Here is an 18,829-nt window from a genome sequence, read left to right on the forward strand (position 1 = left end):
GCACGGGGGTAGGACCACAGGTTCAACCGAAGCATTCCGGCTTTCCCTGCGCGATGGTGTTACGGCTTATTTCGTGCTCTCCCCGGTGACCGGGCTTTCTTGCCACCGTCATCTCAAGCGCGAACTTGTTCGCGCGAAAAACTTAGCGCCAGCGTCGGGGCGCCAGGACCACACGACTTCGCCGTCCGTGATGTGTGTGCTCGTCAGTCACGCGCTTCACGTCCACCGCATCTCACCGCAACGTTCGTGACGATCGCGATCCGCCCCTCATCTTGGGTGAGACGCGCGGGGTTAAATCACTGATTTGCCCGACGACGGAAGCGGAATGTTTTTCGCGTGGGGACTGGACCGGGCAAATCACGTTGAAATGTCTAGGAAATTTGACATGCGCGCGCATCGCGTTTCGGGGCACGCGGCAGTGTCATCTCGCCTTGTTCGATTGAGCCGAGTATGTGCCGAGGGTTTTGCACCCTACAACGACACCGCCGTGCGGAGCAGGGCTCGGCTTCCGCCTTGCTCTAGCCCCAGAGGGTGGCGATGTCAGATGCTTTGCAAAAGTGAATTGGAGCGGTGGGGCATGCGAGCAGGCCGAACGTTGATCGCCCGGTTTATCGTCGCTTTATTCCTTGCAGGCATGGTTACGTTGCCTTGCGGGGCAGGCGAGCAGGAAATGCTGGCGCTGATGCAACGCATCACGGCGCTCGCCAAGGAGGGGCGATACAGCGAAGCCCTGCCGCTGGCCAGAAAGCTGACAAGCGAGGCTGAAAAGACCACCGGTCGACAGTCGCTTTTGACGGCGACAACCCTTGTCGTGCTGGCGCAGGCTCTGCAGGCCCAGGGCGAGATGACCGAAGCCGAAACCGCATTGAAAAGAGCCCTTGCCATCCGCGAGAAGGCGTTGGGGCAAAACCATCCTGATGTTGCGGCAGTCCTTGCCACCCTCGGCCAGATCGCCTTCAGCCAGAACCGACTGGACGACGCCGAGCGCAATGCCTCGCGCGCGATCGCCATCAACGAAAGCGCCTTGGGCCGCGACAATCTCAACACCGCGATGGCGCGCATGCAGCTCGGCAATGTGCGTCACCGTCAATTGAGAGAGGCGGAGGCGCTCGAGATTTACAGCCAGGCGCTTGAAGTCTTCAAGCGCGCATCGGGACAGGCCGACATCATGGTCCCGGTGGTCCTGAACAACATCGCGGAGGCGTACAAGGCGCAAGGCCGGCTTCAGCTTGCCGAGGAACGATTCCTTGAAGCGCTCGGTCTCCAGGAACAGCGCCACGGCCGTGACAGCGTCTATCTCGCCTCGACGCTCAACAATCTCGGAGAACTCAGGCGCCTGCAGGGGCGGCTTTCCGACGCCGAGCAACTGGCACGGCGCACATTGGCCATCAGGGAAAAGGCGCTCGGCAGTGATCATGCCGACGTCGCCGCCAGCCTCAACAATCTCGCGATCGTTCTTTCTCGGGAGGGCAGGGCCCAGGACGCCGAAACCCTGCTGGCTCGTGCGCTTGCCATTCAGGAAAAGGCATTCGGACCTGACCACCCGAATGTGGCGACGACGTTGAACAATCTCGCCGACGCAAAGGCTTATGCCGGTCGCAAGAAGGAGGCCGAGCAATTGTTCCGCCGCTCCCTGGCGATCCGCGAAAAGAGCCTCGGTGCGAACCATGTCGATATCGCCGTCTCGCTCGACAATCTCGTCACGTTGATTGGCGACGATTCGCGCTACGCGGAGGCGGAGGCCTTGGCGCGCCGGTCGCTTTCGATACGCGAGGCAGCGCTTGGCAAGGTCCACCCGCTGGTTGCGAGCAGCCTCAACAATCTTGCTGTCATCATGGACAGCACCGGCAGGTCCCAGGATGCCGAGCCGCTCCTGAAGCGGGCGCTGGACATCCGCCTGAATACACTTGGCGAGGTGCACCCGGACGTCGCCAACAGCTTCAACAACCTCGGGGCGCATTACTTGGACGCCAGTGATTGGCAGCGGGCCTATGATGCGTTTGCGCGCGCTTCCACGATATTGATCAACCGCAGCGCTGGCGAAGCCAATGCGGCGCAAACCACCGCCGATCTGAAATTCCATGACAACACAAATCCATTCCCCGGCATGATCGTTGCCGCCTACCAGCTCGCAGGCGCGGCTGATGGCGACAAGGCGACGACGTTGCGATCTCGGGCCTTCGAGACCGCGCAGTGGATCGGGGACGAACAGGCGGCAAAGGCCGTCAGCGGAATGTCGGCGCGGATCGCGGCGGGCAGCGGAGATCTGTCGGCGCGGGTTCGCCTGCGACAGGACCTGAGCGAGCAGGCGCTAGCGACGGATAGACTATTGATCTCGGCCATTTCACAGCCGAATGCAGCGCGCAATCAGGAGACGGAGCAGGCGATCCGTGGCCAGGCGACGCGCATTGCAAGCCAGATCGAAGCGCTCGATCGCGAGATAACGGCTCAATTTCCGGGATACGCGGCGCTCGTGGCCCGGACATCGATTTCTCTTGAAGAGGTTCGAAAAGCGCTGGGCCCGAAGGAGGCGCTGCTGCTGTTCACTACGACGTCGCGCTTTACCTTCGTGTGGACCGTCACGGCGTCCGATGTCCGTTGGCACGCCGCACCGATCGGCGCGAAGCAGGTGGCGGAGACGGTCAGCATTTTGCGCTGTGGCGTTGATTACGAAGCGTGGATGGATGCGAGCCGCGCCTGCGCCGAAAAGCTCGGAATGGATCGCCCGCCGAGCGATCAATTGCCGTTCGATCTGGACCGGGCGTTCGGGCTTTACCAGGCGCTGCTTCAGCCGGTCGAGAAGGACATTGAAGGCAAGGAGCTCATTCTCGTTCCATCCGGCCCGCTGGCGACGCTGCCCTTCCAGCTCCTGCTGACGGGCAAGCCTGCATCTGACGGCGCTCGGCGGGATCTCGCCAAGCAGCCCTGGCTGGTTAAACGGTTTGCGACGACCGTCTTGCCGTCGGTCTCGAGCCTGAAAGCGCTGCGCCAGGTCGCGCAACGGAGCAAGGCGTCCAAGCCGTTCATAGGTTTTGGCAATCCGCTGTTGAATGGAGACGGTCAGAGCGACTGGGTTGTCGACCGCGTCAAGCAGGCGCGGCTTCATCAGACTTGCGCAGAAGGCGCGGAGCCACGAACAAGCCTGGTAGTTCAAAGAGGGCACCGGTCGGCCGTCGTCCTTTCCGGCGGCACGGCGGACATCGAACAACTCAGGCATCTCGTGCCGCTGCCCGAAACCGCGCTCGAACTGTGCGCCGTGGCGAACAGCTTTGCGCCTGCGAAGGGCGAGGTTTACCTGGGCAATGAGGCGACCGAAGCAAAGGTGAAGTCGCTCAGCGAAAGCGGACGGCTGGAACAGTTTCGCATTCTTCACTTTGCAACGCACGCAGCGCTGGCCGGTCAGGTCCGCGGCTCGATCGAGCCGGGGCTGATCCTGACGCCGCCCGCTGCCGCTACGCAGTCCGACGACGGCTATCTCACATCGTCGGAGATTTCCGCGCTCAAGCTCGACGCCGACTGGGTCGTGCTCTCAGCCTGCAACACGGCCGGCGGCGAAGCAGCGAACTCGGAAGCCTTTTCCGGTCTGGCGAGAGCGTTCTTCTACGCAGGCACGCGTGCGCTCTTGGTCTCGCACTGGCCGGTGAATTCGGAGGCCGCCGTCGCCATCACGACGGGCGCAATCGGTGTTATGACGTCGCAGCCTAACACCGGCCGCGCCGAGGCGCTTCGCCGCTCGATTTCGGCACTGGTCGCCAAGGGGGGCGACAATGCTCATCCCAGCGTCTGGGCGCCCTTTGTGCTCGTCGGAAACGGTGCCTCATAGCGCGTCAATCCCCGGCCAGGAGGACGAGGCTCGGTTGGGAACACCGCGAATACGTCACAACCGCGGCCGACCGTGGGAACTTGGTCGCCTGATCTGCTTTGAGAAGGCGAGGTCGCACGGCTGTGTCGAAGGCCGCCTCACGGGTGGGGGACCATGATCGCGATCATCCGCGGATTTTCCTGGCGGGACGGGCTGTTCTCGGTCAAGTCCTTCGCCGCTGCCGTGCTGGCGCTGTACATCGCATTTCAATTGGACTTGTCGCAACCGAGTTGGAGCATCACGACGGTCTACGTTGTGTCCCAGCCGCTGGCCGGGATGGTGCTCGCCAAATCGCTCTACCGGGTGCTCGGGACTGTGATCGGCGCGGTCGCGTCGCTGGTCCTGGTTGCGCTGTTCTCCAATGCGCCGGAGCTGTTCTGTCTGGCGCTGGCGCTCTGGATCGGTGCGGGCACGGCCGTTTCGATCTATCTGCGCGATGCACCGCAGGCCTATGTCGGCATGCTCTCCGGCTATTCGGCCGCCATCATCGGCCTTCCCGCGGCGCTCGCTCCGGAGACCGCCTTTGACTTTGCCGTGGCGCGCTGCCTGGAAATCATCCTCGGAATCGCCTGCGCGACGCTGGTCCACCACCTCGTGTTTCCGCAGCGCGCCGGCGCTGCCCTGGTCGATGCGCTGTCATCGACGCTGCCGACCATGGCCCGCTGGGCCGGAGACAGGCTGTCGGCAGACTCCGTCGAAGCCGAAATTCAGACGGACCGGCGCCGCATGATCGCTGCCGTCGTCGGCCTGGAGCAGTTGCGCGTCTTCGCCAACCTGGATACGCCGGCGGTCAGGGCGATGGACAGTTTGGTCCGCCTGTTCGAAGCCAAGCTGCTATCGCTGCTGTCGCATCTCGTTTCGGTTCATGACCGGATATTGCTGCTGCGGCAACGCGACCCGCAGCGGATCGAGCGGCTGCGACCGCTTCTGCAGATGACGAAGGCGCATATCGCCGCCTGGACCGGACCGGCGACGCCGGATGACTCGTGGCGGGAAGCAGGCGATGGGACGAGAATCCAGGCCGAGATCGACGCCGCACAGCCGTCGCGGCAGGAGCTTGAAAGCACACCGAACGCCTTCCTGGTCCGCAACATCCTGCTGCGGTTGCAGGACATCATCGATATCTGGCGCGATACGGTCTGGATCCGGACGCATATGGGCCTGGGAGTGCTGCCCCCAGAGCGCGAAGCCGCGCCATCCTTTCAGCCCTATCGCGAGCCGGCGCTCGCGCTGACCGGTGGCGTTGTCGCCGCGTTGACGATCGTCCTGGCCAGCCTGTTCTGGATCTATTCGGCGTGGCCCAATGGTGCCACCGCCGTCACCTTCGCCGGCATCATGTGCGCGATCATGGGCGCGCGTGACAACCCGGCCGCCGGCGCGCTGATGTTTTTTCGCATGACGGCCGTCGCCGCCGTCATCTCCGCGGCCTACCTGTTCGTGCTGTTGCCGAGGCTCGATACGTTTGCCGCGCTGGTGGTCGCGCTTGCGCCATTGTACCTCGTTTGCGGGCTGCTGCTGACGGTCCCTCAGGCCGTTCCGATGGTGATACCCTTGATCTTCGTCGCGGGCGGCCTGATCGGCATCTCCAACCAGATGACCTACGACTTCGAGGCGTTCGCCAACAACGCGCTGGGCTACCTGGTCGGCATCGGCTTCGGCGCGGTCTCGCTGGCGCTGTTCCGTCCGTTTGGACGAGAAGTGGCGGCCACCCGCATGATCCGTGGCTTGCTGCGTGATCTGGCCCGCGTTGCGACAACCGCAACGCCCGAGACCCGTACTGCGTATGAGAGCCGGACATTCGATCGCATCAATGCGCTGCTGGCACAGCTCGACCCCGAAACGCCACGCTACGGCCAATCCGTGCAAGGTGGCTTTGCCGCGCTACGCGTCGGGTTGAACATCCTTATCCTGCGACGGGAACTGCCGCACGTGCCCCCCGATGTGGCGCGTTCGATCGAGGGGGCATTGGCAGGATTATCCGGTGCGTTTCGGGCGTCCTTGTCCGGACGCGCTTCTGCGTCTGTCGCACCTCTGCTCGAGTCGGCGCGCAACCGCGCGCTCTCGGCCGAGGGCGATCTGTTGATCGTTGCCGATGCGCTCTATGGGATCCAGACCACCCTCGAGCAGCATGGGGGCTTCTTCTTTGGCGATCGGCGCCTTTCGTCCCGGCCGGTGAGCGAGGCGGCAACCGCATGATCAAGGAGATCAATCTGGGCGGCGTCTACGTCTCCCCGTTTCTTGCCTATATGGGGGCTGCCGCGGTCATCTGGGTGCTGATGCGGCTCGTATTCGACCGGATTGGCCTTTATCGTGTTGTCTGGCATCCGGCGCTGTTCAATACGGCGCTCTACCTCATTCTGCTCACATTGGTCGTCGGCGTGAGCATGTGAGATATTGGTGAGCTGTTGCCATGCCGAGTCTCGGGCGCTTTGCGCAATACGCGGTGACGATCGCGACCGTCGCGGTGGCGATCGCTGCAGGGTGGTGGTTGTGGCGGCTGTACGAGGAGACGCCGTGGACGCGCGATGGTCGGGTGCGGGCCAACGTCGTCAACGTCGCTCCCGATGTCGCGGGTGCGGTGATCGACCTGCGCGTCAAGGACAACCAGCAGGTCAAGGTCGGAGATATTCTCTTCGTCGTCGATCCGGCGCGCTATCAGCTCGCGCTCGAGGAGGCGGAGGCCACAGCCGCGGGAGCCAAGGCGACGCTCGACGAACGGCAGGAGGAACAAGATCGCCGCGAGAAGCTCAGTGTCGATGCGATCTCGGCCGAAGCCCTCAATCAGGCACGAAGCGCCACGCTTGCGGCCCGTGCCGCTTACGACGAGGCGATGGCGCAGGTGGGCGTCGCCAAGCTCAATCTCGCGCGAACCAATGTGCGCTCGCCCGTCAATGGCCACGTCACCAATCTGCTTCTCAATCGCGGCGACTACGTCACGGCGGGAAAGCCGGTCCTTGCCGTCGTCGACCAGGATTCCTTCTACATCGCCGGCTATTTCGAGGAAACCAAGCTGCGCTACATCAACCTGGGAGATGCCGTTTCCGTCCGATTGCTCGGATTCGACGCTCCGCTGAAGGGGCATGTCGAAAGCGTCGCTCGCGCGATCACGGATCGGGAAAATGTCATCGGCACGGATCTGATCGCCAACGTCAACCCGACCTTCAGTTGGGTGCGTTTGGCGCAGCGGATTCCTGTCCGCATCGCCATCGACGACGTGCCGGACGGAGTCACCTTGAGTGCCGGAATGACCGCGACGCTGCAGGTCACGGGGCGGGGCCCTCAACCCGATGCGGCGGTTTCGGTTTCGAGCAAGTAAGGCCTATTCGTCATCGAGGCCGGGTGATCGCCGCAGCATGAAATGACCGAACGCCGAGGCGATCGGCTTGGCCGGGTCATCCTGCCAGGCCCGCGCCTCGAACGCGACGACGCGCCGGCCCTGCTTGACGATGGAGACGTTGGCGCGGCTGTCGAGGGCGCGGCCGGAGCGCAGATAATTGATCGTCAGGCCGATCGGCTTCGGCGGCGCCGAAACGCCGAGCTCGCGCGTCACGCCCACGACCGCGGCGGTCTCGAGGAAGGCGCCGGTCATGCCGCCATGGATGGCGGGCAAGAGTGGATTGCCGATGATCTTCGGCGAGAAAGGCATCACCAGCGTGCCGTCCTCACTGAGGCGGATGCCAAGACACCGCGCGAACGGGCTGTTTGCGAATGGGCCGGAGGGATCGTCGGGTGCTTCGAGCACGGGCAACGCGGCGTCATTGCGCAGCTTGTCGAACAGCATGTTGGTGCGGTTCGCGCCGATCATGAAGCAGGCGGTCGCGGTGGCCACCGGATCGTCTTCGGACTCCTGATAGGCGGTCGCGCGCACGAAGGCGATGGAGCGGGTGACGCGATAGCAGATCGAATGCGCGTTGATATCGAGACCTGGGGTCGCGGGCTTCTGGTAATCGATGCGCAGATCGAGCGTGGCGATGGCGCGCGTGCCGTCCAGCGCGAGCTGCACGGCCATGCCGCAGCTCTCGTCGAGCATGGCGGTAACCACGCCGCCATGCAGAACGCCGGTCTGCGTGTGGCCGACAAAGACCGGCCGATAGGGCAGGCGTGACCAGGCTTCGCCGGGCGCGGCGCGATCGAGCTGCAGGCCGCTGATCTGTCCGTAGGTGGAGCGGCGCCGTTTGATGGCTTCCGCCAGTTCGTCGAACGGTAGCGGCGTATTGAACGTCGATGTCTCGGACATGCCGACGTCTTAAACCACTGTGGCTCAGCTTGCGATCAGAATCGTAGGGTGGGCAAAGCCAACGGGTCGCGCGAACGCGCGCCCGATGACAGGCTCCGCGTGCCCACCATCTCTTGCACCGACCGTGGATGGTGGGCACGCTGCGCTTTGCCCACCCTACAGGATCTACGTGCCCGGCCTCGACACCTCGGTTTCCTTGCTGGTGATGAATTCGAGCAGAACCGGGATGCCTTCCTTGGTCTTCCGGATGCCGCGCTTGATCGCCGGCACGATGTCCTCAGGCTTGGTCACCCGCTCGCCGTAACCGCCGAAGGCGCGCGCCATCGCGGCGTAGTCGCCGGAAATGTCGGTCGAGCGGTATTTCTCGGTCGAGATCGGCATCACCTTCAATTCGATCGCCATCGAGAAATTGTTGAGCAGGATCGACATGATCGGGATGCGCTCACGCACCGCGGTCTCGAAATCCATGCCGGTGAAGCCGATGGCGGCATCGCCCCAGACGTTGATGCAGAGCTTGTCCGGCATCGCGAGCTTGGCGCCCATGGCGAGCCCGAGCCCGTAGCCGAGCTGCGTGGTCTTGCCCCAGCCGAGATAGGAGAGGGGCTCGACCGACTTCCAGAACGGCGAGAGCTGGTCGCGCGGGCTGCCGGCATCGTGGGTGATGATGGTGTTGCTGACATCGACGGTGTGCTGCAGGTCCCACAGCACGCGGTAGGGATTGAGCGGCGCCTCGTTATGGGTGAGCTTCGGCATCCATTTCGCGAGCCACTCGTTGTTGATGGCGGCGATTTCGGCGGCGACTGCGCTGGCATCGCGATCCGACGTGACGGTCTTGCCGATCTCGTCGAGCAGCGCATCGAGCACGAGCGCGGCGTCGCCGACCAGGCCGACCTTGGCCTCGACATCCTTGTTCAGATGATTGGGGTCGAGGGTCGAATGGATGATGGTCTTGCCCTTCGGCATCGCGATGCCGAAGCTCGTCTCCGTGAACGAGCAGCCGATGCCGAAGATCACGTCGGCATCAGTGAGGAATTTCGGCACCGCGCGCGGCACAGCTAACCCGCCCGAGCCGAGCGACAGCGGATGCGTCTCCGGAAATGACGATTTGCCGCCGAGGCTCGTGGTGACGGGAATGGCGAGGCGTTCGGCAAGGCGCTTCAGCTGCGGCCAGGCGCGGGCATAATGCACGCCCTGGCCGGCATAGATCACGGGACGCTTGGCGTTGATCAGGAGTTCGGCGGCTTCCTTCACATGCACGGGATCGGCGCCGTAGCGGGTGCGCAGCACCGGCGTGTAGTTCAAGGGCTCCGGCACCTCCTCGTTCCACATATCGGCGGGGATTTCGACGATGACCGGGCCGCCGCGACCGTTCTTCAATTTGGTGAAGGCGCGTCGGAAGATGTTGCAGACTTCGGAGGCGAGAATGATCGGCTCCGCCGATTTCGTAAACGCCTTCATCGCCTGGCTGGAATTGAAGTTCGGCTCGATGTTCGAGAGCCGGCGCGCATAGCCCATCGGCAGCACCAGCACGGGCACCGACTCGCCGAAGCATTGCGCCACACCGCCCATCGCATTCTCCGAGCCGGGGCCGTGCTGCATGCAGAACGCGCCGATGCTGCGGCCGGACGTGACGCGGGAGATCGCGTCCGCCATGTGCACGCCGATGCGCTCCTGCCGCACCATGATAGGGCGGATATCGGCGTTCGCGGCGTGCTCAATCAGATGATTGACGGGATAGCCGCAGAGAATCTCGATCCCCTCGCGCTTCATGATTTCCGCAATCGCCGTGCCGAGCTTCATGGCCGTGTCTCTCCCTTGGGTCGCGGCCGGTTCATCCGACCGCTTTGCAACAGAGGATCAGGATTTCGCGGGCGCGTAAAGCATGCGTCGTGCGCATCTCGGGGCTGCAGTTATGCGTTTCGCGATGCGGAGGGGCGCGATGCGCGAATGGCCGATCAAAAGTTTGTGCTGGCAGATCTGATCTGCGCGACGCGAATACGATTATTCGATGAGCCTCGAAGCGTAAGAGTGACGAAAACGTCACAGCGCCTCGCCAACAGCATCGACCTCACCGCGTTGTTATTCGCGCCGGAAGTTTTTGAATTAGGTAACGCCTCAAACATGCGTGTGCATGTTGAGGGACCAGGAGATTTGATCAGATGTTACGGGCGCGAACACTCATTCTCGGCACAGCCGCCGGCCTGATGGCCATAAGCGGCGCGCAAGCAGCCGATCTTCCAGTCAAGGCAAAGGCCGTTGAATATGTGAAGGTCTGCTCGCTATACGGCGCCGGCTTCTGGTACATCCCGGGCACCGACACCTGCATGAAGATCGGCGGCTATCTGCGCGTCGACACGACATTCAACGGCGGTCCGCAGGGCCAGCCGGCCTGGAACGGCGATCTCGGCCAGGACAACCGCTATCGCGACTACTTCGCGACCCGCGCGCGTATGGCGCTGACATTCGACACGCGCACCTCCACCGAGTACGGCACGGTTCGCACCTTCATGCAGGGCGACTTCCAGTTCTCCACGCTCGGCGGCAGCACCTTCAACCCGAACTCGATCAACGGCTCGCTCCCGGTTGCTGGCGCGCAGCTCCTCGACACGCCCGGCGGCGGCTATGTCGCAGTCGAGTATATCTTCATTCAGTTTGCCGGTTTCACGTTTGGTAAGTCTTCTTCGGCCTATGCGACGCCCTGGCAGGGCTTCCCGGGCAACAACTCGTCCTTCCTGATGGGCGGCCAGAACACCGACACCGGCGTCAACAACATCCAGTACACGGCGCAGTTCGGCAACGGCGTGTCCGCCAGCATCGGCCTCGACGATCCGGCGGTCTGGGACCGCACCACGATCTACAACCTTTCGCTGCCGCTGAACGCGACGCTGAATTCCGGCAACGCCTATGCGGGCGTTCGTTCGCCTGACGTCGTCGGCAATGTCCGCCTCGACCAGGCTTGGGGTCTGTTCCAGATTTCAGCCGCGGCGCATGAAGTGAGCGCGTCCTACAATACGCTCAACGCGGCTGGCGCTCCGGCGGGCGGCGTCGGTCTTCCGGGCGCGGCGCCGACCGCGGCATCCGAGCTTTCCGGGCATCCCGACGACTCCTGGGGTTACGCGACGATGGTCGGCGTGAACATCAAGAACGTCCCGACCGGCCCCGGCGACGACATCAAGTTCGATGCGAGCTACGCCAAGGGCGCGACCAAATACGTGATCGCGACATCGTCGGCCTCGCCGAGCTTTGCGATGTTCGGTGGCAGCGGCGCTTTCGGCGCGTATCAGAGCATCGGCTTCGGCGCGACCACTGACGCTGTGTACCTGCCGGTGGCAGCCGGCGGCGACGGATCGCTGCATCTGACCGAGGCCTTCGGCATCCGCGGTGCGTTGAACCACAACTGGGATCCCTACTGGTCGACCAGCTTCTACGGCAGCTATTCGGCGGTCCGGTATGACGGCACGGCCAAGGCGTTCATCTGCGCGAACTTCACGACGCCCGCCAAGGCGGTCAGCGCGAATTACGTCTGCAACCCCGACTTCAACGTGTCGCAACTCGGTGCCGTCACCCGCTGGACCCCGGTCAAGAACCTGACGTTCTCGGCTGAATTCCAGTGGTTCCACCTCGACCAGAAATTCCAGGGCACGGCCGTCCTTGGAGCTTCTGCCCCCAAGCCGGCTGCGACTTACGAGTTCAAGGACCAGGATACGTTCTTCCTGCAGCTTCGCGCCCAGCGCAACTTCTGATCGCCCTCGCCTTGCGCTTTGCGAGGAAACGGCGACGAAGCAATCCGGCGTCTTCCTCCGGATTGCTTCGCGCCACGTGTCAGCGGGTCAGCCGTCGTGGCGGCCCGCTGATTTGCTTGACGATCGAGGCGGACGATGGAGATCATCTCGCTCCGACGCGTCGATTGAACACCGCCGCCACCAGCCGTTGGAGATATCGGCGCATTTGGCGATCGTTCGCGGTTCGCAGCTCGCCCACCATGCGCGGCTCGTCGGTCTCCTCGTAGAGAACGCCGATGTAATTCCTGCGTGTTTCTCGCGTTTCTTGGGGCATGTGCTTCCTCCGCGGCAGTACCGACGCCAACTGTCCGAGGTGGCGCGCAACGTCTGGTAAATTTTCCGCACCGTATGAATACCGGCGCAATCCACGCATGGCCTTAATCAATCGTTCATCCTGTCCGTCAAGGCGGCATCAACCAGTCAGCTTTTAGGTTGCGGCCGAGACGCGAGGCGGGAGAAACCCGTGCGAGGTGTCGGCGGGGATTTTGATGCGCCAGTTGATTTCAAGTTTTTTCAGCGATGAGCGCGGGGCAACCGCGATCGAATATTGCCTCGTTGCCTGCAGCATCAGCATCGTGATCGTCGCCGCGGTCACCAGCCTTGGCGAAAACGTCAGGCTGCTTTTTGTGCGGGTTCGCGACGGCTTCCCGCAGTAATAGCATGCCCCGTGGCCGTCAGCCGGCCTCGTCTTCGTTGAGCGCCCGCAGCACCGCGATCCGCGCGAACATCAGCCAACCGCCGCCGCTCTCGGCGGCATGGATCAGATTCTCGACCGCGGTTTGCCAACGCTCGCTTTGCTGCACCGGCTCGGGCAGCTTCATGATGTAGTCGGCGGCGTGCTGAAGCGTCACCAGCTTGCGGCCGCCGCGCAGGACGATCGGCTGCTCGAAAGGCGTCGACCACGGCATGTCAGCTTGCCGCCTGCCGCGTCGTTATCATTGCATGAGACCGCCGGGCCGCTTCCCCGCCTATCCGGCCTTCTTGGCCCGGGTCGGCGCGCGCACGGGCTTTTCCGCCTTCTTCGGCTCTTCCTTGGCGGCACGCTTGCCGGCGCCGGTGCCGCTTCCGGCGATCGGCAACAGCATTTCGCGCTGGCCCTCGACCCGCTTCTTCGGCTTCTTGCCTTTTGCTTTAGTGGGGGCGGGCGCCTGCTGCTCATTGGCAAGGCTGCGCTTGAGCGCGTCCATCAGGTTGATGACGTTGCCGGTCGATTTCGGCGCGGGCTTCGCCACGGGCAGGCCGTTGCGTTTCTGGTTGATCAACTCTATCAGCGCGGTTTCGTAGCGGTCGTCGAACTCCTCGGGGTCGAAGTCGGCCGACTTCTGCTCGACGATGTGCTTGGCGAGATCGAGCATGTCCTTGGTGATCTTCACGTCCTGTACGTCGTCGAAATATTCCTTCTCGTCACGGACCTCGTAGGGGTAGCGCAGCAGCGTCCCCATCAGGCCCTTGCCGAGCGGCTCCAGCGCGATGACATGCTCGCGGTTGGTCAGCACCACGCGGCCGATCGCGACTTTGTTCAGGCTGCGGATGGTCTCGCGGATCACCGCGAACGCGTCGTGGCCGACCTTGCCGTCCGGGATGAGGTAATAGGGGCGGATCAGATAGCGGCTGTCGATATCCGCCTTCGGCACGAATTCATCGATCTCGATGGTACGGGTCGATTCCAGGGCGATGTCGTCGAGCTCGTCCTTGGTGATCTCGATGTAGGTGTCGGTATCGACCTTGTAGCCCTTCATGATGTCTTCGGCGGCAACTTCCTCGCCGGTCTCGGCATCGACCTTGGCGTATTTGATGCGATGCCCGGTCTTGCGATTGACCTGGTTGAAGGAGACCTTTTCGGTGTCTGACGTGGCCGGGTAGAGCGCGACCGGGCAGGTCACGAGCGACAGCCGCAGAAAACCCTTCCAGTTGGCGCGGGGGGCCATGGGGATACTCCGAAGACGCAACAGACGGGAGGCAGAGGATACCACCGCGGAACCGGGTTTCAAACATGGCCAAACGGTGAACCTGCCAATGACGGTTAACCGCTGATCGCCCGCATGGTTCTTGCGGATTTCTTGCGGGCCCCATGCGACGCGTTGGCCTGTTCGGCTCGCCGCCAAATCCTCAGGAACATCGCTTCCGACCATGCGTTGCGCCTGGGGACGGGACATCCAGGCATTAGCCGGCAGTTGCAGGCAGTTAACTGCTAACTGAATGGAATGAGGTGGCGCATGGCAACGACACACCGAGATGGCCGGATTGTTGAAACCACGACCGAGGCGCGCCAGGCCGAAGCAGGACCCTCCGTGGCCGCGCTGTTGTCGGTTTCGACCGGGCTCGCGGTTCTGATCCTTGGCGTGATCTGGTTCGCATTCTTCCGCACCTAGGAGACGGCGCGCGACACGTGTCGCCCGCACAAGGTCTCTGGAACGTGGCGGTCGGGGAGCGTCACCAGTTTATCGAATTTGCGCCGTAGAAGTCGGATCTGAAGGTTCCCACCGCAGATCCGGCATGCTCTCCCCACCAGAAAAAGTTTCGCTTTTGAGGCGGGTGAAGGAGCACGGTTTCTCCGGCGCGTTCGTGGCCATAGCGCTGCTGGCCATGGCAGGCTGGGTCTATCTGCTGGGTTCGCTGTTCCTGAAATTGATGCTCTGGTGTTTCTCTTGAATGGCGGGCCGCATCCCTATGGCCGATCGCCGCGGGGTGCGACGGCCGCAACTTTACCGTTCCTTAACTAAGAAGGGGCGACTTTTGGGCGTTGCCCCGTAACGGTCCGGACCGGACGAACGCAGATGTTTCAGCTCTTCTTGCGATCCCGAGCGCAGAACTTCATCAAGGCCCGGCTGGGGATCGATGAGGGGTTTCGCGCGCGTTCGCCCGAGCGCGACGCCGAGACCGACCGGCTGCGCGTGGGATCCATCGTGGCCGCGATCGACAATGCGTTGCAGGCGGCGGAAAGCGAACAGAGCGGCCTGAGCCGCCGTGTCGACGATGTCCTGGCGCGCGCCGCCGTGACGCTCGGCAACGGCACCGACGAGTATCTGGAGCGCGAGCCGCTCGACAATTATCACCACGACTTGTTCGACGCCGAGATCGCCAACGGGCAGCGCCGGCTGCAGGAACTCGCTGCGGCGATCTCGCATTTCAAGTTCATGAAGGCCGCCGTGCTGAGCCGGTTTCCGGACTACAAGACGGCTGCCAGCAACTAGAGCGTTTTCGAGCGAAGTGGACGCCGGTTCGCGCGAAGAAAAACGCGTCAAAACAAGAATCTAGAGCTTCGGTTCTGATTTAATCAGAACCGAAGCTCTAGGGCAGGCACCCAAAAGCGGACAACCGCTCGCGTCCATCAAGCATAATTGGCCGGTCGGTTCCACTAGAGCCTTCACAGCGACGCATTGTCCGGCGATCATGGCGCTGCTGGGTGTTATGGCGCGAAGGATGGAAAAGCGGTGTCTGCAGACGATTTGCTGGTTACGGGTTGCGCGGGGTTCATCGGCCTTCATCTGACGCAACGATTGCTGGCGGCCGGCCAGCGCGTCATCGGCATCGACAATCTGAACGACTATTACGATCCGGCGCTCAAGCTCGCCCGCCTCGACCTCATCAAGGAGCATCCGAACTTCACTTTCCGGAAGCTCGATCTCGCCGACCGCGCCGGCATGAAGGCGCTGTTCGAGCAGTACCGTTTTCCGGTGGTGGTCCATCTGGCGGCGCAGGCGGGCGTCAGGTATTCGCTGCAGAATCCTCACGCCTATACCGACTCCAACCTGGAGGGCTTCATCAACATCCTGGAAGGCTGCCGGCATAATGGTTGCCGGCATCTCTTGTTCGCGTCGTCTTCCTCGGTCTACGGGGCCAACACCAAGCTACCGTTCTCCGTGCGCGACAATGTCGATCATCCGATCAGCCTCTATGCCGCGACCAAGAAAGCGAATGAGCTGATCGCCCATTCCTACAGCCACCTCTACGGCATCCCGATGACCGGGCTTCGCTTCTTCACCGTGTATGGCCCCTGGTATCGGCCCGACATGGCGCTCTATCTCTTTGCGCGCGCGATCAGCGAGGGCAAGCCGATCAACCTGTTCAATAACGGCAACATGCGGCGCGATTTCACCTATGTCGACGACGTCGTCGAGGCGATGACGCGGCTCGTCGATCACGTGCCGCAGGGCGATCCGGACTGGTCGGGCGACGAGCCCAATCCGAGCTCGAGCACGGCGCCATGGCGCATCTACAATATCGGCAACAACAAGCCGGAAGAATTGATGCACGTGGTCACGCTGCTGGAGAAGGGGCTTGGCCGCGAGGCCCAGAAGGTGCTGCTGCCCATGCAGCCCGGCGACGTGCCCGCAACCTTTGCGGATGTCGACGACCTCGCGCGCGAGATCGGCTTTCGGCCGCATACAAGGATCGAGGATGGCGTCGAGAAGTTCGTCGCCTGGTTCCGCGACTATCATCGCGTGTGACGGATAGCTTCGGTTTGCATTGCCGCCGTCATAACGGCGTACCGTCAGCCGTCGTAAGATCGTCTCTGATCAATATCGAGGCAGCCGCCTGCACATGGAGTCAGGCGCCTGAACAATGTTTCAGCGCCGCAATCATGATGTCGTCACAACCGGCACATGAAAATATTGTCAGAACGAGATATATTGTCGGCAGGCATATTGGACTGATGTCATGTTTCCCGCGTTGATTTTGCTTGTCACCTTTTCAGTCGGCGTTCTGCTGGGATATGCGGCGCGCGACTGGCGCTCGCGGAAACGTCGGGCGCATTATCTGCTGTATGCGCCTTATGGGATTCGAGGCTCTTCCGAGAAGCCTTCCGTCGCTGAAGCATCACCACGTGCGAAGACGCGTGATCGCGCTGACGCTTGATCCCGGATTGATGCCAACCCAGTCGAGCGGTTGAAAGGTGGTCCGTCGCCGGACTTATCGTGGTGCCGCTTCGTGACCGGGAGAGCTATTCTTCGGCACCCAAGCCGCGGAAGATAAGCGCGAGAACTCTCTTTGTCTGCGCTTTCCCGTCCGAGGTCGGTGAAATTCGCAATAGCAATCCCAAAAGCGTCAAGACATCTTCAGGCTCGGCGCCTGGACGTATGTCGCCCGAGCCTTCGCAGGCCTCCATCAACCGGCGAACCGCCTCCACCAGAGGTCGGTAGGTTTCCTGAAAGTCCTGATCCGATATTGCTGCCCGAAGCGTGTCAGCAACGCCATGCTTCACCTCACCAAACCGAACAAACCGATCGCACCACAATCGGAAAGCCTGCAGCGGAGGATGCTTTGTAAGCAGCTTCGGCGCGAGCTCCACAAGCGCACCAATTTCCTTGCGATAGACGCCCACCAGCAAGGCCTCGCGGGTCGGAAAGTGACGGTAGAGCGTGCCCGCGCCGACTCCAGCTATCTTCGCGATGGAGTTGAGGGACGCGCCCGGGTCAGCAGCAAACGCATCGCGCGCCACGTCCAGAATACGGTCACGGTTCGCCTGTGCGTCGGCGCGCAGTTTTGCCTCAAGGTCGGCCATCACACCTCTTGACTAAGCGGAGAATTCTCCGGTAACCCGTAAACCGGAGAGCTATCCACTTAGCTACCCGTCGAGGAGGTCGCGTGCAATACATAAAGCTTGGTCACTCAGGCCTTGAAGTTTCCCCCATCTGCATCGGCTGCATGGGCTTTGGAGACCCTTCCCGTGGCCATCCGGCCTGGTCGCTCGATGAGGAAGCCAGCCGCCCGCTGATCCGGCGCGCGGTTGAAGCCGGGATCAACTTCTTCGACACTGCAAACTTGTATTCGAATGGAAATAGCGAGGAGATCCTGGGGAAAGCGCTGAAGGATTTCGTCAGTCGGGATAGTGTGGTCATCGCCACCAAGCTATCTGCGCCGACGCGTAATGGCCCCAACGCCATCGGCTTGTCACGCAAGGCGATCATGACCGAGGTCGACCATAGCCTGAGGCGGCTCTGCACCGACTATATCGATCTCTACCAGATCCATCGCCGCGATCAGACCACCCCGTGGGAAGAAACGCTTGAGGCGCTCCACGATCTCGTGAAGATCGGAAAAGTGCGCTATCTCGGCGCCTCCTCAATGATGGCATGGGAGTTCAGCAAGGCGTTGCATCTGCAGAGGGCAAACGGATGGACGCGGTTCGTGTCGATGCAGGACAATTATAACTTGCTCGTCCGCGAGGAAGAGCGCGAGATGCTGCCGCTCTGCGCCGACGAAGGCGTGCAGACAATCATCTATAGCCCGCTTGCGCGCGGCCGCTTGGCTCGACCGTGGGGCGCGATCAGTTCCCGTTCGGAAGCCGAACCCGCGGGCGCCGAGCAAAACGCGGCGACTGCGGAAAGCGATCGGAAAATCGTCGAGGCGGCGGCAGCAATTGCAGCGGAACGGGGCATCGGCCAAGCGCAGATCGCATTGGCCTGGCTGCGTCGCAATCCCGTCGTTGCGGCGCCAATCGTGGGTGCGCTCAAGGCCAAGCATATCGACGACGCGATCGCGGCGCTCTCGATAACCTTGACGGACGACGAGGCTGCCGAACTAGAGGCCCCTTACACCGCCCGTCGGGACCATCAGGGTGTGTCTAACCCGGCCGTCCTGGCCCGTAGTGCAGAGGCCGTAAGCGGGTTCAGGAAGTCCGTCCCTGACATCAAAGCCGAACCTCGGTGATCTCCGTACGGGAGCCTTGAGGCCGTCACCCTATCGAGAACGCCTTCTGCAGCCTCAAGGATTTTCGCCGTGTCGTCACCCGCTACGGCGAGCCCGCTGCCAATCTCCTCTCGGCTGCTGGCGATATCTGGGTTGGTCGCCGAAGCCGAACCTTTTGGTTGGCCCGTTAGGTCGCGTGGACAGTTATCTTAGCCAGAGCAGAGTTGCGGCGATAGCGACGACAGCGAAGTAATTTCGTGCGGTTTTTTCGTAGCGCGTAGCAACGCGCCTGAAACGCTTCAGTTTCGAGAAGCA

Annotated in this window: 14 protein-coding genes and 3 pseudogenes; 11 read left to right on the top strand and 6 right to left on the bottom strand. The window is 62.5% G+C overall.

Annotation, left to right across the window (positions count from 1 at the left end):
* Positions 1-577: 577 nt before the first annotated feature.
* From ACZYOF_RS34395 to ACZYOF_RS34410, 4 genes are all read left to right on the top strand, one after another.
* Positions 578-3,823: a CHAT domain-containing tetratricopeptide repeat protein gene (locus ACZYOF_RS34395; RefSeq protein ID WP_463718550.1), complete on the top strand. Its 3,246-nt coding sequence runs from the start codon at positions 578-580 to the stop codon at positions 3,821-3,823.
* A 153-nt stretch (positions 3,824-3,976) separates the two neighbouring features.
* Complete coding sequence (locus tag ACZYOF_RS34400) at positions 3,977-6,058, top strand: FUSC family protein (RefSeq protein WP_463718551.1); 2,082 nt, start codon at positions 3,977-3,979, stop codon at positions 6,056-6,058.
* A complete protein-coding gene (locus ACZYOF_RS34405) occupies positions 6,055-6,252 on the top strand; it encodes a DUF1656 domain-containing protein (RefSeq protein WP_130580531.1) in 198 nt (65 codons plus the stop codon). Before ACZYOF_RS34400 ends, ACZYOF_RS34405 begins: the two co-directional genes overlap by 4 nt.
* A 20-nt stretch (positions 6,253-6,272) precedes the next feature.
* Positions 6,273-7,178: an efflux RND transporter periplasmic adaptor subunit gene (locus tag ACZYOF_RS34410; RefSeq protein ID WP_463718552.1), complete on the top strand. Its 906-nt coding sequence runs from the start codon at positions 6,273-6,275 to the stop codon at positions 7,176-7,178.
* Between the two features lie 3 nt (positions 7,179-7,181).
* On the opposite strand, the gene ACZYOF_RS34415 is transcribed toward ACZYOF_RS34410, so the two are convergent.
* Both ACZYOF_RS34415 and ACZYOF_RS34420 read right to left on the bottom strand, forming a co-directional pair.
* Positions 7,182-8,099, bottom strand: coding sequence for a PaaI family thioesterase (locus tag ACZYOF_RS34415; RefSeq protein WP_463718553.1), 918 nt, complete (start codon positions 8,097-8,099; stop codon positions 7,182-7,184).
* 165 nt (positions 8,100-8,264) lie between these two features.
* Positions 8,265-9,908 (bottom strand): annotated as a pseudogene (locus ACZYOF_RS34420) (thiamine pyrophosphate-requiring protein); the annotation flags it as partial.
* 350 nt (positions 9,909-10,258) lie between these two features.
* Between ACZYOF_RS34420 and ACZYOF_RS34425 the strand changes: the two are divergent.
* Positions 10,259-11,842 (top strand): porin, encoded by a 1,584-nt coding sequence (locus ACZYOF_RS34425; protein ID WP_130580535.1) that lies wholly within the window; start codon positions 10,259-10,261, stop codon positions 11,840-11,842.
* A 527-nt stretch (positions 11,843-12,369) separates the two neighbouring features.
* On the top strand, positions 12,370-12,537 hold the full coding sequence (locus ACZYOF_RS34430) for a Flp family type IVb pilin (protein WP_130580537.1): 168 nt from the start codon (positions 12,370-12,372) through the stop codon (positions 12,535-12,537).
* An 18-nt stretch (positions 12,538-12,555) separates the two neighbouring features.
* Here the strand turns inward: ACZYOF_RS34430 and ACZYOF_RS34435 are convergent, their stop codons facing one another.
* Positions 12,556-12,789, bottom strand: coding sequence for a hypothetical protein (locus ACZYOF_RS34435; RefSeq protein WP_463718554.1), 234 nt, complete (start codon positions 12,787-12,789; stop codon positions 12,556-12,558).
* Between the two features lie 60 nt (positions 12,790-12,849).
* The gene (gene ku, locus ACZYOF_RS34440) at positions 12,850-13,809 is read right to left on the bottom strand and encodes a non-homologous end joining protein Ku (RefSeq protein WP_282532308.1); all 960 of its coding nucleotides are present in this window, start codon (positions 13,807-13,809) and stop codon (positions 12,850-12,852) included.
* A gap of 288 nt (positions 13,810-14,097) precedes the next feature.
* On the opposite strand from ku, the gene ACZYOF_RS34445 reads away from it, so the two are divergent.
* From ACZYOF_RS34445 to ACZYOF_RS34460, 4 genes are all read left to right on the top strand, one after another.
* The gene (locus ACZYOF_RS34445; protein ID WP_463718555.1) at positions 14,098-14,253 is read left to right on the top strand and encodes a hypothetical protein; all 156 of its coding nucleotides are present in this window, start codon (positions 14,098-14,100) and stop codon (positions 14,251-14,253) included.
* Between the two features lie 124 nt (positions 14,254-14,377).
* Complete coding sequence (locus tag ACZYOF_RS34450; RefSeq protein ID WP_165421253.1) at positions 14,378-14,533, top strand: hypothetical protein; 156 nt, start codon at positions 14,378-14,380, stop codon at positions 14,531-14,533.
* A 125-nt stretch (positions 14,534-14,658) separates the two neighbouring features.
* Positions 14,659-15,075 (top strand): hypothetical protein, encoded by a 417-nt coding sequence (locus ACZYOF_RS34455; RefSeq protein ID WP_282532307.1) that lies wholly within the window; start codon positions 14,659-14,661, stop codon positions 15,073-15,075.
* Between the two features lie 240 nt (positions 15,076-15,315).
* Positions 15,316-16,332: an NAD-dependent epimerase gene (locus ACZYOF_RS34460; RefSeq protein WP_463718556.1), complete on the top strand. Its 1,017-nt coding sequence runs from the start codon at positions 15,316-15,318 to the stop codon at positions 16,330-16,332.
* A 494-nt stretch (positions 16,333-16,826) separates the two neighbouring features.
* Here the strand turns inward: ACZYOF_RS34460 and ACZYOF_RS34465 are convergent, their stop codons facing one another.
* Entirely contained in the window at positions 16,827-17,387 is a 561-nt protein-coding gene (locus ACZYOF_RS34465) for a TetR/AcrR family transcriptional regulator (protein WP_463718557.1), read from the bottom strand.
* A gap of 83 nt (positions 17,388-17,470) precedes the next feature.
* Between ACZYOF_RS34465 and ACZYOF_RS34470 the strand changes: the two are divergent.
* Positions 17,471-18,421 (top strand): annotated as a pseudogene (locus ACZYOF_RS34470) (aldo/keto reductase); the annotation flags it as partial.
* 297 nt (positions 18,422-18,718) lie between these two features.
* Here the strand turns inward: ACZYOF_RS34470 and ACZYOF_RS34475 are convergent.
* Positions 18,719-18,829 (bottom strand): annotated as a pseudogene (locus tag ACZYOF_RS34475) (IS5/IS1182 family transposase); the annotation flags it as partial.

Source organism: Bradyrhizobium sp. LeoA1Lang (assembly GCF_055413685.1).

What these genes read in the sequence shown, in the direction of transcription:
- ACZYOF_RS34395 (WP_463718550.1), top strand. Translation starts at nt 578, where the DNA reads ATGCGAGCAGGCCGAACGTTGATCGCCCGGTTTATCGTCGCTTTATTC.
- ACZYOF_RS34400 (WP_463718551.1), top strand. Translation starts at nt 3,977, where the DNA reads ATGATCGCGATCATCCGCGGATTTTCCTGGCGGGACGGGCTGTTCTCG.
- ACZYOF_RS34405 (WP_130580531.1), top strand. Translation starts at nt 6,055, where the DNA reads ATGATCAAGGAGATCAATCTGGGCGGCGTCTACGTCTCCCCGTTTCTT.
- ACZYOF_RS34410 (WP_463718552.1), top strand. Translation starts at nt 6,273, where the DNA reads ATGCCGAGTCTCGGGCGCTTTGCGCAATACGCGGTGACGATCGCGACC.
- ACZYOF_RS34415 (WP_463718553.1), bottom strand. Translation starts at nt 8,099, where the DNA reads ATGTCCGAGACATCGACGTTCAATACGCCGCTACCGTTCGACGAACTG.
- ACZYOF_RS34425 (WP_130580535.1), top strand. Translation starts at nt 10,259, where the DNA reads ATGTTACGGGCGCGAACACTCATTCTCGGCACAGCCGCCGGCCTGATG.
- ACZYOF_RS34430 (WP_130580537.1), top strand. Translation starts at nt 12,370, where the DNA reads ATGCGCCAGTTGATTTCAAGTTTTTTCAGCGATGAGCGCGGGGCAACC.
- ACZYOF_RS34435 (WP_463718554.1), bottom strand. Translation starts at nt 12,789, where the DNA reads ATGCCGTGGTCGACGCCTTTCGAGCAGCCGATCGTCCTGCGCGGCGGC.
- ku (WP_282532308.1), bottom strand. Translation starts at nt 13,809, where the DNA reads ATGGCCCCCCGCGCCAACTGGAAGGGTTTTCTGCGGCTGTCGCTCGTG.
- ACZYOF_RS34445 (WP_463718555.1), top strand. Translation starts at nt 14,098, where the DNA reads ATGGCAACGACACACCGAGATGGCCGGATTGTTGAAACCACGACCGAG.
- ACZYOF_RS34450 (WP_165421253.1), top strand. Translation starts at nt 14,378, where the DNA reads ATGCTCTCCCCACCAGAAAAAGTTTCGCTTTTGAGGCGGGTGAAGGAG.
- ACZYOF_RS34455 (WP_282532307.1), top strand. Translation starts at nt 14,659, where the DNA reads ATGTTTCAGCTCTTCTTGCGATCCCGAGCGCAGAACTTCATCAAGGCC.
- ACZYOF_RS34465 (WP_463718557.1), bottom strand. Translation starts at nt 17,387, where the DNA reads ATGGCCGACCTTGAGGCAAAACTGCGCGCCGACGCACAGGCGAACCGT.